This is a genomic window from Rossellomorea orangium, from assembly GCF_019334305.1.
Lineage (GTDB): Bacteria > Bacillota > Bacilli > Bacillales > Bacillaceae_B > Rossellomorea.
In genome coordinates this window covers 341,278-353,542 of record NZ_JAHWGH010000012.1, presented here as the reverse complement: position 1 = coordinate 353,542, position 12,265 = coordinate 341,278, and the positions used below count along the sequence as shown (strand labels likewise).

Below are 12,265 nucleotides of genomic sequence, written 5' to 3'. Positions count from 1 at the left end.
TTTATTCTGATTCCGCTGCCTGCTCCTGTTTCTGCTTTTCCATTTCATCCAGGCGCATGACAACATATTCGGTATTTTTAAGAAGCCAATAGTGACGCTGTAACTTCTTCAGGGATTTACGTTCATTTCGCTTATCTTTCGGTGTATGGAAATATTTTTCCACTACGGCAATGACGGAGCTGGGATACGCCAGGTAGCTCATGAAAAGGAGCCTCTCTTCATTCCGTACGGTAAAATGTTGAAAGTAAGTGGTTAGCCACTCAATGCATTCCTCATAATACTTTGGGTAGGTTTTCAGCGTCCTCGACAAAAACGGCAGGAGATCATGAAAAGGCGATGCCATCTTGGAATACTCGAAGTTGACAAAATACCCCATACCTCTTTCGTCAAAAAGAAAATGCTCCGTCGACACCTTCCCATGCGTAATAACAGTCCGGACTTTTTCAAGTTCTTTGGTTTCTTCATACCATTCATCCAGCATTTTACGTGAAAATTTCAATGCTTGGGATGCGTCCTTATAATACATACAAAAATGAAATTGAAAGGGGGACATGTATGTGGTCTTCTCACATGCTTCTACGTACTCATCCAGGAATTGCTGCTCTTTTTCCCATCTGGACGTCAGCTGTTCGTAGTGGGATTCTCTCTCTTCTTTATCAATTTTCACTTCCTGGGAAGAAAGGGTATGAAGTCTCGCCAATTCCCTGAACATCTTTTGGTGCTTTTCAAATTGATCTTCTCGTTCATAGTTTGAAAGCCAGGGCATGACATAATATAAATCCCCTTCATTCCATACTGCATATCGTCCATCCAGGGTGGGATAAATCGGAACAATCCGATTATAGCCCCTTTGAAAGAGCATTTGTACATTCCTGACAAAGTCCACACCGTTTTGGGCAGAAAGCTGTTTAACTGCTAAAGTGCCTTTATTTGAAAATACTTTTGAAATTTTCCCGAAGCTCTCAACAAAATGGGGTTCGACCCCATAAGGCTGCAAGACAGGCTTTAATCCCTCCAGCGTTTGTACCATTCCTCTCACCTTCTAAGATTACTTTTCTTAAAAAAAACGGACCAACTCCAATGATTTTGGTGTCAGCCCCATCGTTTTTGCTATATCTACCTTCTCTTTTATTCGATCCTCAGATGGGAACGACCTTTGCTTCTACCCCTTGAATACGAATTCACTGTTCGGGATATAAAGAACCTGCCCTGCATATACATCCTGATTGGCTTCGAGCTGATTCACCCGTAATAACTGCGGGATGGTCAGATCATACTTCTCGGCAATATAATCGAGGTTCTCACCTTCCTGTACGATGCATACCCTTAGAGTCGCTCCTTTTTCCTCCTCTTTACGGGCAAAGAAATCCGTTAATGAGATGGATTCGTACTTCTTTTTCCCTTTTGTCTTTTTCTTTTCTCCCTCTTCTTCATCCATTTCTGCTTCCACCGCAGAGGACGATGACGAAGACTCTTCTTCTTCCAATTCCTCTTCCTTATACTTAGGAGCAGGCGGAGGCGTATAGGCGGCTTTGGGTTCCGCGTGCTGTTCTTCTGACGATTCACTCAGCTCATGCTGTGGAAGTTCAAATACATTCTCTTTCCGGTAATCCACTTCTTCATAGGAAAGGGCAGGATTTGAATCGTACTGAATCTGAACAGGAATTTCATCCTCATGTTCAGCCGGCGGGGTCCTTCCTTCCAGATTAAACGATTGGTATTCGTCGTCAGCATCATCTTCTTCCTCTTCTGCTTCCTCTTCTACATAAGTGGTGATTTCTTCTTCATCGTAATTTTCGTATTCGTACACTTCTTCTCGATCTTCCTCTTCTTCCGTTTCCACTTCTTCTTCTACTTCTGCTTCAGCGACTGCACTCGACCGGTAAAGGGGCTCGAATTCCTCTTCCCTTTCATACTCCGATTCAAATGGTGTGTGCGCCTGCTGCTCCCCGTAGATTCCCGTGATGGTTAAATCGGCATTCAGCTTTAAGCAGGCATTTTCAGGCACGACATAGTCGAAAGACTCGACATACACATCGATATCGCCTAAATTGGCAATCCTGTTTTTCGGGATTGTTACATCCACGGGAAACCTGTGAACAAATTCATATTCACCTTTTTCTCGTTTTTCCACTGTCTGCACAAACTTACCGCTTGCTTCAAACTCATCATCCTCTTCTTCTCTCGGTGACGTTGGCAGATACTCACCGGTCAAATCCAGACTACCCCTGATAAGTACATACTGTTCTTGCTCTTGTATCGTTATATGAGGATCTAAGGAGATGGATAGCAATTCTTCAACTTCCTGTCCTTTTTTGAACCAAATTGATTCTTCCAAAGAAAATCGTAAGCACGATTGTTGTTCTTGTGACAAAGAAATTCCTCCTTTCAAGTTCCAAACAAAGAAATAGTAAACAATGCCATTATCACTTTATGAAACAGAAAGGATGAATATGATAGGAAAACAAATAAAAACAGCCGATCCCCTAAAAGGATCGGCTGCCTCATTACTTCTTGCTCATTTTTTCAAACGCTTTTTCCGCTGCCTGAAGGGTCTTTTCAATATCTTCATCCGTATGTGCTGTCGATAAGAAGAGTCCTTCGAATTGAGATGGTGGCAGGAATACTCCTTCATGGGCCATTTCACGGTAGTATTCGGCAAACATCTCAAGATCAGAAGACTTGGCACCTTCGTAATTTGATACTTCTTCATTCGTGAAGAAAATGCCGATCATGGAGCCTGCACGATTGATCCTGTGAGGAATATTGTGCTTTTCTGCCGCTTTCTTTAAGCCTTCCTCCAGTAAGTCTGCTTTACGTGAGAACTCAGTATAGGTTTCCGGAGTCAGCTGACTGAGTGTCTCATATCCAGCCGTCATGGCTAACGGATTTCCGGACAGGGTGCCCGCTTGATAAATCGGACCGCTTGGAGCGATTCTTTCCATGATTTCCGCTTTCCCGCCATACGCACCGACAGGAAGTCCCCCACCGATGACTTTACCAAGACAGGTTAAGTCAGGAGTTACATCGTAAAAGCCTTGGGCACAGCCATAGCCGACACGGAAGCCTGTCATGACTTCATCAAAAATAAGAAGAGCACCATGGTTTTCCGTTACTTCACGCAGACCTTCCAGGAAGCCGGGTTGCGGAGGTACGACACCCATGTTTCCGGCAACAGGCTCGACGATTACACCTGCGATGTCATCACCGAACTGTTCGAATGCATAGCGGATGCTTTCTAAATCATTGTAAGGTACTGTAATCGTGTTTTTGGCTACTCCTTCTGGCACACCAGGGCTGTCAGGTAAACCAAGGGTCGCGACACCTGAACCGGCTTTGATCAATAACGAATCCCCATGTCCGTGGTAACAACCTTCGAATTTTATGATTTTATTTCTGCCTGTGTATCCACGGGCCAAACGGAGGGCACTCATTGTCGCCTCTGTACCGGAAGAAACCATACGTACGACTTCGATACTTGGTACACGGTCGATGACGAGTTGAGCAAGCTTATTCTCAATTTCTGTCGGAGCACCGAAACTTGTCCCGTTTTCGGCTACTTTCTTAATGCTCTCCACGACACGATCATTGCTGTGACCGAGAATGAGCGGTCCCCAGGAAAGGACATAGTCAATGTACTCATTGCCGTCAATATCGTAGATTTTCGACCCTTTTCCTCTTTCCATGAAGATTGGATCCATTTTGACGGATTTGAATGCCCGAACCGGACTGTTCACCCCGCCCGGCATCAATTTCACTGCTTCTTTGAATGCTTGTTTTGATTTTTCATATGAACGCAATATGGTTTCCTCCTTTAGTGATCTTTTCAGTCATCCTTACAGAAACTTTCCACCAATTAGGATAACCAATTCGCTACGTCTTTTGCGAAGTACGTAATGATAAGGTCTGCTCCTGCACGCTTCATGCTCGTCAGTTTCTCCATTACGATTTCCTGTTCGTTCACCCAGCCGTTTTGTGCAGCTGCTTTGACCATGCTGTATTCGCCGCTTACGTTATAAGCGACAACGGGAGCATTGAATCGATTCTTTACTTCACGCATGATATCCAGATAAGAAAGGGCCGGTTTTACAATAAGGAAATCCGCTCCCTCTTCCATATCGGATTGAGCCTCTCTCAAGGCTTCCATGCGGTTCGCAGGGTCCATTTGATACGTTCTGCGATCCCCGAATTGCGGGGTCGAATGGGCTGCATCGCGGAAAGGGCCATAGAAGCTGGATGAATACTTCACAGCGTAGGACATGATCGGCACATCATGATATCCTGCTTCATCGAGACCGTGGCGGATGGCTGCAACAAATCCATCCATCATGTTGGATGGGGCAATGATGTCGGCACCAGCTTCAGCCTGGCTGACGGCGGTTTTCGCCAGTAAATCAAGAGTCTCATCATTAAGGACTTTGCCATCTTTGACGATTCCACAATGACCATGGCTCGTATATTGGCAAAGACATGTATCGGCGATGACAACAAGGTCTGGGTACTGTTCCTTCACGAAGCGGGTGGCCTCCTGAACAATCCCATGATCGTGGTAGGCCTGTTTCCCCAATTCGTCCTTTTCAGCAGGGACACCGAATAGGATGATCGATTTAATGCCTAAAGAAACCACTTCATCCATTTCTGCCTTTAAATTATCGAGTGAGATATGATAAACACCCGGCATGGACGGGACGACATTCTTGATGTTTTCCCCTTCCACAACAAACAGAGGGTAAATTAAATCTTCTTTTCTAAGATGTGTTTCTCTAACAAGCGCACGCATCGTTTCCGATTGACGCAGGCGGCGATGGCGGTTAAATTGCAGGTCTTTCATATTAAAAAGCCTCCTAATGTTTTGTAACTAGCGGGAAGAGATATATTCCTTCATCTCATTCACCATTTCATTTACAGTATAAACGCTTGGACAGATTTTTACATGCAATCCGTATTGTTCGGCGATATTTTGAGTGATGGGACCAATACATGCAATGGGGATATCACGGATGCGGTCATACAGTGAATATTCACGGATGACCTTCATAAAGTGATGCACCGTCGATGAACTCGTGAAGGTGATAATATCCACTCGTTCGTTCTCGATGATTTCCTTTAATTGCACGATACTTTTCTGAGGAAGGACTGTTTCATACACGATCCATTCCTGACAGGCAACCCCCGCTGAGGATAATTGAGATGCAATCACATTCCTTGCGAGATTACCTTTCGGGATCAAGACGTGTGCCTCGGGATTCACCTTCAACATGAACTCTTCCGCGAAGTCATCCCCAGTGAAATTCTCCGGAACAAAGGAAACCGTAATTCCACATTTATGACAATAATGCCCCGTCTTGCTCCCGACAGCAGCGAATCTCCCTTTGTATGTGTCTAAAGAGATTCCCTGTCTCTTCAATGCCTCCAGGAAAAACTTCACACCATTTTTACTGGTGAAAATAATCCAATCATATGTATGCAGGTGGCTAAGGAACTCTTTCTCCCGTGGGTCTTTATGGGATTGAAAATGAAGAAGTGGAACCAAAATGGGTACCCCTCCCTCGCTCTTAATGAGGGATCCTGTCTCACTGGATCCCTCATTACCACGAGTAATCAAAACCTTTACATGTTCTAAAGGCCCCTCACCCTTCATTATTGATCGAGCTCCTCTTTCACCTGATCGATCAAGGCTTTTGCACCTTGCTTTGTTAAACTTTCAGCCACTTTTTCTCCTACTTCTTTTGGATCCTGGCCGGTCATGTATTCTTTGTAGATCGTTTTCCCATCCGGTGAAGCGACAAGCCCGGTCAAGGCAACGTCACCATTGTCTTTAAGTTCGGCAAATCCGGCAATCGGAACCTGACAGCCACCTTCCATTTTATGAAGGAACGCTCTTTCGGCCGTTACAGTAGTCGTTGTTTCTTCACATGCGAATTTCTTAAGGAGGTCACGGACTTCAGAATCGTCCTCTCTGCATTCGATGGATAATGCGCCTTGACCTACTGCCGGCAGGCAAAGATCAGGATCCAGGAATTCCGTTACGACATCGGATGTCCAACCCATTCGTGATAGTCCTGCTGCTGCAAGGATGATCGCGTCGTAATCTTCGTTCTGAAGTTTGGAAAGACGCGTATCGATATTACCGCGGATCCACTTGATTTCAAGATCAGGACGTACAGACAGGATCTGGGCCCCTCTACGAAGACTGCTTGTCCCGACGATCGCACCACCTGGCAGATCTTTAAGTGCGACATGATTCTTACTGATGAACGCATCGCGATGATCTTCGCGAACCGGTATGCTACCGATGGTGAGCCCTTCAGGTAGCACCGCCGGCATGTCCTTCATACTGTGGACAGCCATGTCAATTTCTTTATCCAGCATCGCCTGCTCGATTTCTTTAACGAATAAGCCTTTACCGCCAACTTTTGATAAAGTGACATCCAGGATCTGATCTCCCTTAGTGACTATCTCCTTCACTTCGAAATCGTAAGAAGGGTCCAATGCCTTCAACTGATCAATCACCCAATTGGTTTGGGTAAGGGCTAATTTACTTCGTCTTGAACCTACAATAATTTTTCTCATAATGACCTCCTGAAAACTTATGAATACCAGAAATGGAATGAAGACAACCGACTAGCTAGAAAGAAATTGATCAAGATGATCAAGAAGGCTGCAACATTAAGAAAAGCTAATGATTTACCAAATACATTCTTTTTAATACGAAGGTATAAATAACTGCTATATAAAATTAATAGAATGAATGATCCTATGATCTTGGGATCATACCATAGAAACTCCGGAAGCTTGATGTATGCCCATTGAAGTCCGAGTATCAGGCTGAGGAGCAGCATGGCGACACCGATGGAGTTTGAAATATATGATATCTTCTCAAGCTTGGACAAATCACTGATTCTCCATAACCTCTGCCCCCACTTCTTCTCCTTTAACAGCTTAAACTGCAAGAGATACAGGAGGGAAAACACAAAGGATAAACTAAATGCCCCGTACGATAATATGGCCATCGTAATGTGAATCAATAGTAATTCGGATACCATCTGTTCCGCCATCGCCTGGGATTCTACCTGAACGGGGGCAAATGTATGGATCGCCATGATGATGAAACCGAGTACATTTGTGAAGAACACGGTAAAATCCACTCTCAACAACCGGTTGATGACAAGGGACAGGGTGATGAGGACCCAGGCATAAAAATAAAGTCCCTCAAAGATGGTGAGGACCGGGAATCTGCCTGTGTTCATCATGTAAAGAAATAAAAAGATTGTTTGAAGGACCCAAACAATCGCAAGTAACCAGAAGGCAAACAGGTTCGCCTTCCGGTTTTTGTTTAAGAAATCTATAAAATAAAACAGAATACTAATAGCATACAGAACAATCATAAGTTCGTGCAGCCTAGTCATCGTTTGTTCAAACATCGACAATAACCTCACTTATGCTTGAAAAGAAGGTTGTGGTGTAAAGCTCTGTCCGCTCTCAGTCTTTTCGTTGGCTGCTTTCCCTTGTTTCTGCTCCAGCACTTGTTGTTCAATGTTAAAGATGTTGATGAACAAATCCAATTTATCTTCAGCATCCTGCATTCCTGCCAATTCCTTTGCCTGCAGGATCGGATCTTTTAATAGCTGATTGATGATACTCTTCGTATGCTTATTCAAAACCTTGCGTTCACGATCGGTTAAATCAGGCATTTTACGTTCAATGCTTTCCATCGTCTCGGCCTGGATGGAAAGAGCCTTTTGTCTTAAGGCAGAAATGACAGGTACCACTCCGAGCATATTCAACCAATCTTTGAAAGCAACGATTTCAGCTTCAATCAGGATTTCGATTTGCTCAGCCGCTTTCTTGCGTTCTGCCAGGTTCGCCTCTACGATGCCTTCCAAATCATCGATATCATAAAGGAAAACACTTTCAAGTTGCCCGATCGCTGGATCTAAGTCCCTTGGAACGGCAATGTCCACCATGAATAACGGACGACCCTTCCTCATGCTTTCCACATGGGACATCATTTCTTTCGTAATCACAAAATCTTTTGCACCTGTAGAACTGATCATAATATCTGCCTCTACCAGGGCACATTGAAGCTCCTGCATCGTTTTAGCATTCCCGCTGAATCGTTCAGCAAGTGTTTGAGCTTTCTCATAAGTACGATTGATCACAGTCACCTTAGTGGCTCCGCTGCCATGGAGGTTCTGGATGGCAAGTTCCCCCATTTTACCCGCTCCAAGAATGAGGACATGCTTTTTCTCCAGGCTGCCGAAGACTTTTTTAGCGAGTTCAACGGCTGCGTAGCTGACTGATACAGCGTTCGAGCCAATCTCTGTTTCTGAATGACCCTTTTTCGCAACGGTCACCGCCTGCTTGAACAGGTGATTGAATACTGTTCCTGTCGCTCCGGACTCCTGGGCATTCAGGAAGCTTGAACGGATCTGACCAAGGATCTGGGTTTCCCCAAGAACCATGGAATTCAATCCACATGCAACTTTAAAAAGGTGTTCAACGGCTCCTTCTTGTTCATAAATGAACAGATACGGCGTGAACTCCTCTTTATCTATATCAAACCATTGAGATAAGAAATCTTTAATATAATAACGACCTGTATGAAGCTGATCTACTACCGCATATACTTCCGTTCGATTACACGTAGAAACAATCACATTTTCAAGGATGCTCTTCTTTCCCTTTAATGTTTTCATAGCTAAAGGAAGATCAGTTTCATTGAAAGATAAACGTTCGCGAATCTCTACAGGGGCCGTTTTGTAATTTAAACCAACGACTATTGTATACATGCTATGCACTACACCCCCAAGTAAAATCATTACTTTTATTATAACATGTCCTCATAAGAGCCTGACCTTGAAATGTGAACAGAAATTGAAACCTAAATATGATACATTAAAAGGGTAGAAACGACTGCTTCTTACGGGACTTGCTAAACATTCATTTCATCATTACATTTAAGAAAGAGAAAGAAAAACGCTTGTAAGCATTTTCATTTCTTAAGAAATCATATATATTTTGACATTACCTACTAATGTAGGGTACCAAAACATGCCTAAAGAATCAAGTGATGGAAAGGTTTCTCACTATTTGTCGTCATTTAGGGATTCATCTTTTATATTATGTGTCTTTTTCCCTTAAAAAATAGGATTGAATCATAGATTTCATTATTAACAGGAGGAAAAGTATGAAACAGCAACGAATATTCCCCGGAATCATCTTAATTGGTTTTGGAGCTTATTTTTATTTACAGCAAGCAAATATTGTATTGTTTCAGGAATTCTTCACATGGCCCACGCTGCTTATCATTGTGGGACTTGCATTTCTCGGTCAGGGATATGGAGCGAGAGATTATGAAGCCATCCTCCCCGGTACGATCCTTGTTGGATTCGGTTTACATTTTCACGTTGTCAATAAACTCGAAATTTGGCCAGATCATATGGGGACCTTCATTCTCATCATCGCCCTCGGTTTTCTCCTCAGATACCAGAAAACTAGGGCAGGATTGTTTCAAGGGATACTATTCTTGACACTCTCTATCATTCTCCTTTTCTATGATAAAGTGGTACGCTGGTTGGGGTTCATTGAGGGGAGTGTAGGAACGGCGTGGGAATTCTGGCCGATTCTCATCATCGGCATTGGTGTCTATCTCTTATTTGTAAGGAAAAAGTAACCCATAATAAAGCCCGGATCAATGTCCGGGCTTTTTCGTGTTTTATTAGAGAACCGAGTCCAAAAACTCTTTCGTCCTCTGCTCTTTCGGAGAATTGAACAGCTCCTGAGGCGGCCCCACTTCAACGATCCGGCCATCATGCATATAGACGACCCAATCGGCTACTTCGCGGGCAAACCCCATCTCATGTGTCACGACAACCATTGTCATCCCTTCAAGGGCAAGTTCCTTCATGGTAGAGAGAACTTCTCCGACTAATTCAGGATCCAGAGCTGATGTCGGTTCATCAAACAGCATGATATCCGGCTTCATGGCAAGTGCCCTCGCGATGGCCACACGCTGCTTCTGACCTCCGGAGAGCTTGGAAGGATAAACATCCTCCTTATCACCGAGACCGACTTTCTTTAACAGCGCTTTTGCATCTTTCTTTGCATCCGCCTTAGATATCCCCTTCACGTAAACCGGGGCCTCCATCACATTTTCCAAAACGGTTTTGTGGGGAAAGAGGTAGAAATGCTGGAATACCATTCCCACCTTTTGACGGATTTTATTCAAATCATGGGTATCCTGATTGATCTCATCCCCCTCGATGACAACCTTCCCATTATCTTTCAGCTCAAGGAAGTTAAGACAGCGGAGCAACGTACTTTTCCCTGATCCACTGGCTCCTATAAGGCAAACAACATCACTTTCCCGTACGCTGATATCAATATCCTTCAGGACGTGCAAATCACCGAAAGATTTATTTAATTTCTCTACTTTAATCATTTCCTGACTCATTCTCATCCCTCCCGCATCATTCTTAATCACTGATAGACATACGTTTTTCAATTATATTGACGATCGTAGAGAATAGTAATACAAGAACCAGGTAATAAATTGCTACTACAAGCAGATATGTCATATAATCAAAGTTATTCGATCCGAGTGTCGTCGCCACGCTGAACAATTCGAACATCCCGATGAAGGAAGCAAGAGATGAGTCCTTCAAGGCAATGATGAACTGGTTCCCCAAGGGCGGCAGGGCACGTCTGAAAGCCTGTGGCAGGATGATCCTTCTCATAGACAAGCCTAAAGACATTCCAAGGGATCGGCCCGCCTCCATTTGGCCCTTATCGATGGATTGGATGGCTCCCCTGAAGATTTCCGCAATATAGGCCCCATTATGGAAAGCGAGACCCATGACGACAGACCAGAAGCCTGAAATATTCAAGGAGGTCAAACCGAAATAGAAGATGAAGATTTGAACGATTAATGGCGTACCCCTTACGACGAAGATATATAAATCCGCCAAGAGAGATAAAGGCTTGATGCCTGAAATCTTAAGGAAAGCGAAAAATAGACCGATCACAATCGCAATCAGGATCGAAACAAAGGTTAATTGAAAGGTTAATAACATCCCTTTAAGAAAAACATCATATGTACCTGCAAAAGTTTCTAAAAAGTGCATAGACTTCCCTCCGTTCAATATATTCTCACTTTAAGACAAAAAGCGAATGCGCATAGAAGCACATTCGCTCTGTGTCATGCTGCTTTTACTCTTTCTCGGGATCTGATGTAATGTCTGTATTAAAATATTTTTCGCTGATTTTCTTTAATGTACCGTCTTCTCTTAGTGTATCAAGTGCTTTATTGACTTCTTTCAGAAGGTCTTCATTGTCTTTACTGACAGCGATCGCCTGCTCGCTGCGTCCGATCAGCTCGCGTGCTTCGATATCAAGACCCGAAGCAATGGCTTCTTTACCTGTGATGAAATCAGTGATGACAGCATCATGCTTCCCTTTATTTAACGCCTCAAGGGCCACAACGTCGCTATCATATGCCTGAATCTTATCGGTTACTTCCTTTGCAGTGTCAGCATACGTTGAACCTTTGGATACGGCAATTTCCATGTCCTTCAAATCATCCAATGTTTCAACATCGCTGTCTTTGCGAACGAAGATCTGCGGTCCTGAATAATAATAAGGTGTTGAGAAATCCACTTCTTTCAAACGATCATCCGTGATGGTATGACTGGCTACCGCCGCATCGAAACGTCCGGATTTTACTCCTTCAACGATCCCTGCAAATTTAAATTTCTTCTGTTCGGGTTCAAGTCCCATTTCTTTTGCCACTGCTTCTGCCACTTCAATATCGAAACCGGACATGGTTCCATCATTATTCGTTACACTGAATGGCTTGAATTCACCTGAAGCTGCATAAACGAATTTGCCTTCCTCCACTAACTTCGCACCACTCTCAGTTGTAGCTTTGTCTCCGCATGCGGATAGAAGAAGAGCAGCAAGTACTAACAAGACTAGGCTTTTCCAATTCTTCACTGTCTAGAGTCCCCCTTATGTAGCTTGTAATATTTTTAATCTTTCATAATTTTATCAACAAAAGAGAAAATTCTCAAAATTCAAATATAGCTTCTGCAGCTTATAATTTTCCATTTTAGTGGATGAAACGGACTCAGCTTTGATATTGATAGATATACGTCCCTATCCTTTCATTTCCTTTCATATGCTTGGACGATATAGGTCCATGAACCTTATACGGACTTCAGTAGACCTCCTTTTTTACTACATTTAAGCTAGAAGCGAATTTCTA

General features: G+C 43.6%; 12 protein-coding genes. 1 reads left to right on the top strand and 11 read right to left on the bottom strand.

Going from position 1 to position 12,265, the window contains the following annotated elements; translation table 11 throughout:
• Window position 1: 1 nt before the first annotated feature.
• The 8 genes from ysxE to hemA form a co-directional block, all read right to left on the bottom strand.
• Window positions 2-1,030, bottom strand: coding sequence for a spore coat protein YsxE (gene ysxE, locus KYJ26_RS08345; protein ID WP_219166805.1), 1,029 nt, complete (start codon window positions 1,028-1,030; stop codon window positions 2-4).
• A 132-nt stretch (window positions 1,031-1,162) separates the two neighbouring features.
• On the bottom strand, window positions 1,163-2,374 hold the full coding sequence (gene spoVID / locus KYJ26_RS08340; RefSeq protein ID WP_219166804.1) for a stage VI sporulation protein D: 1,212 nt from the start codon (window positions 2,372-2,374) through the stop codon (window positions 1,163-1,165).
• Window positions 2,375-2,507: 133 nt separating this feature from the next.
• Window positions 2,508-3,800, bottom strand: a complete 1,293-nt coding sequence (gene hemL / locus KYJ26_RS08335) for a glutamate-1-semialdehyde 2,1-aminomutase (RefSeq protein WP_219166803.1) — start codon at window positions 3,798-3,800, stop codon at window positions 2,508-2,510.
• 56 nt (window positions 3,801-3,856) lie between these two features.
• Entirely contained in the window at window positions 3,857-4,831 is a 975-nt protein-coding gene (gene hemB, locus KYJ26_RS08330) for a porphobilinogen synthase (protein ID WP_219166802.1), read from the bottom strand.
• A 27-nt stretch (window positions 4,832-4,858) separates the two neighbouring features.
• Window positions 4,859-5,641 (bottom strand): uroporphyrinogen-III synthase, encoded by a 783-nt coding sequence (locus KYJ26_RS08325; protein ID WP_257474928.1) that lies wholly within the window; start codon window positions 5,639-5,641, stop codon window positions 4,859-4,861.
• Complete coding sequence (gene hemC, locus KYJ26_RS08320) at window positions 5,641-6,573, bottom strand: hydroxymethylbilane synthase (protein ID WP_219166800.1); 933 nt, start codon at window positions 6,571-6,573, stop codon at window positions 5,641-5,643. Before hemC ends, KYJ26_RS08325 begins: the two co-directional genes overlap by 1 nt.
• A gap of 17 nt (window positions 6,574-6,590) precedes the next feature.
• The gene (gene ccsA / locus KYJ26_RS08315) at window positions 6,591-7,424 is read right to left on the bottom strand and encodes a cytochrome c biogenesis protein (RefSeq protein WP_219166799.1); all 834 of its coding nucleotides are present in this window, start codon (window positions 7,422-7,424) and stop codon (window positions 6,591-6,593) included.
• A gap of 15 nt (window positions 7,425-7,439) precedes the next feature.
• A complete protein-coding gene (gene hemA / locus KYJ26_RS08310; RefSeq protein ID WP_219166798.1) occupies window positions 7,440-8,792 on the bottom strand; it encodes a glutamyl-tRNA reductase in 1,353 nt (450 codons plus the stop codon).
• Between the two features lie 398 nt (window positions 8,793-9,190).
• On the opposite strand from hemA, the gene KYJ26_RS08305 reads away from it, so the two are divergent.
• Window positions 9,191-9,676 (top strand): LiaI-LiaF-like domain-containing protein, encoded by a 486-nt coding sequence (locus KYJ26_RS08305; protein WP_219166797.1) that lies wholly within the window; start codon window positions 9,191-9,193, stop codon window positions 9,674-9,676.
• A gap of 45 nt (window positions 9,677-9,721) precedes the next feature.
• Here KYJ26_RS08305 and KYJ26_RS08300 read toward each other — a convergent pair whose 3' ends face one another.
• The 3 genes from KYJ26_RS08300 to KYJ26_RS08290 form a co-directional block, all read right to left on the bottom strand.
• Window positions 9,722-10,444 carry an amino acid ABC transporter ATP-binding protein gene (locus KYJ26_RS08300; RefSeq protein WP_219166921.1) on the bottom strand — a complete coding sequence of 241 codons (723 nt, stop codon included), beginning with the start codon at window positions 10,442-10,444 and terminating at the stop codon, window positions 9,722-9,724.
• A gap of 34 nt (window positions 10,445-10,478) precedes the next feature.
• Complete coding sequence (locus KYJ26_RS08295; protein WP_219166796.1) at window positions 10,479-11,126, bottom strand: amino acid ABC transporter permease; 648 nt, start codon at window positions 11,124-11,126, stop codon at window positions 10,479-10,481.
• An 85-nt stretch (window positions 11,127-11,211) separates the two neighbouring features.
• Window positions 11,212-11,994 (bottom strand): transporter substrate-binding domain-containing protein, encoded by a 783-nt coding sequence (locus KYJ26_RS08290; RefSeq protein WP_219166795.1) that lies wholly within the window; start codon window positions 11,992-11,994, stop codon window positions 11,212-11,214.
• Between the last annotated feature and the right edge of the window lie 271 nt (window positions 11,995-12,265).

Excerpts from the sequence above, each read along its gene's own strand:
- ysxE (WP_219166805.1), bottom strand. The coding sequence starts at position 1,030 with ATGGTACAAACGCTGGAGGGATTAAAGCCTGTCTTGCAGCCTTATGGG.
- hemB (WP_219166802.1), bottom strand. The coding sequence starts at position 4,831 with ATGAAAGACCTGCAATTTAACCGCCATCGCCGCCTGCGTCAATCGGAA.
- KYJ26_RS08325 (WP_257474928.1), bottom strand. The coding sequence starts at position 5,641 with ATGAAGGGTGAGGGGCCTTTAGAACATGTAAAGGTTTTGATTACTCGT.
- hemC (WP_219166800.1), bottom strand. The coding sequence starts at position 6,573 with ATGAGAAAAATTATTGTAGGTTCAAGACGAAGTAAATTAGCCCTTACC.
- ccsA (WP_219166799.1), bottom strand. The coding sequence starts at position 7,424 with ATGTTTGAACAAACGATGACTAGGCTGCACGAACTTATGATTGTTCTG.
- hemA (WP_219166798.1), bottom strand. The coding sequence starts at position 8,792 with ATGTATACAATAGTCGTTGGTTTAAATTACAAAACGGCCCCTGTAGAG.
- KYJ26_RS08305 (WP_219166797.1), top strand. The coding sequence starts at position 9,191 with ATGAAACAGCAACGAATATTCCCCGGAATCATCTTAATTGGTTTTGGA.
- KYJ26_RS08300 (WP_219166921.1), bottom strand. The coding sequence starts at position 10,444 with ATGATTAAAGTAGAGAAATTAAATAAATCTTTCGGTGATTTGCACGTC.
- KYJ26_RS08295 (WP_219166796.1), bottom strand. The coding sequence starts at position 11,126 with ATGCACTTTTTAGAAACTTTTGCAGGTACATATGATGTTTTTCTTAAA.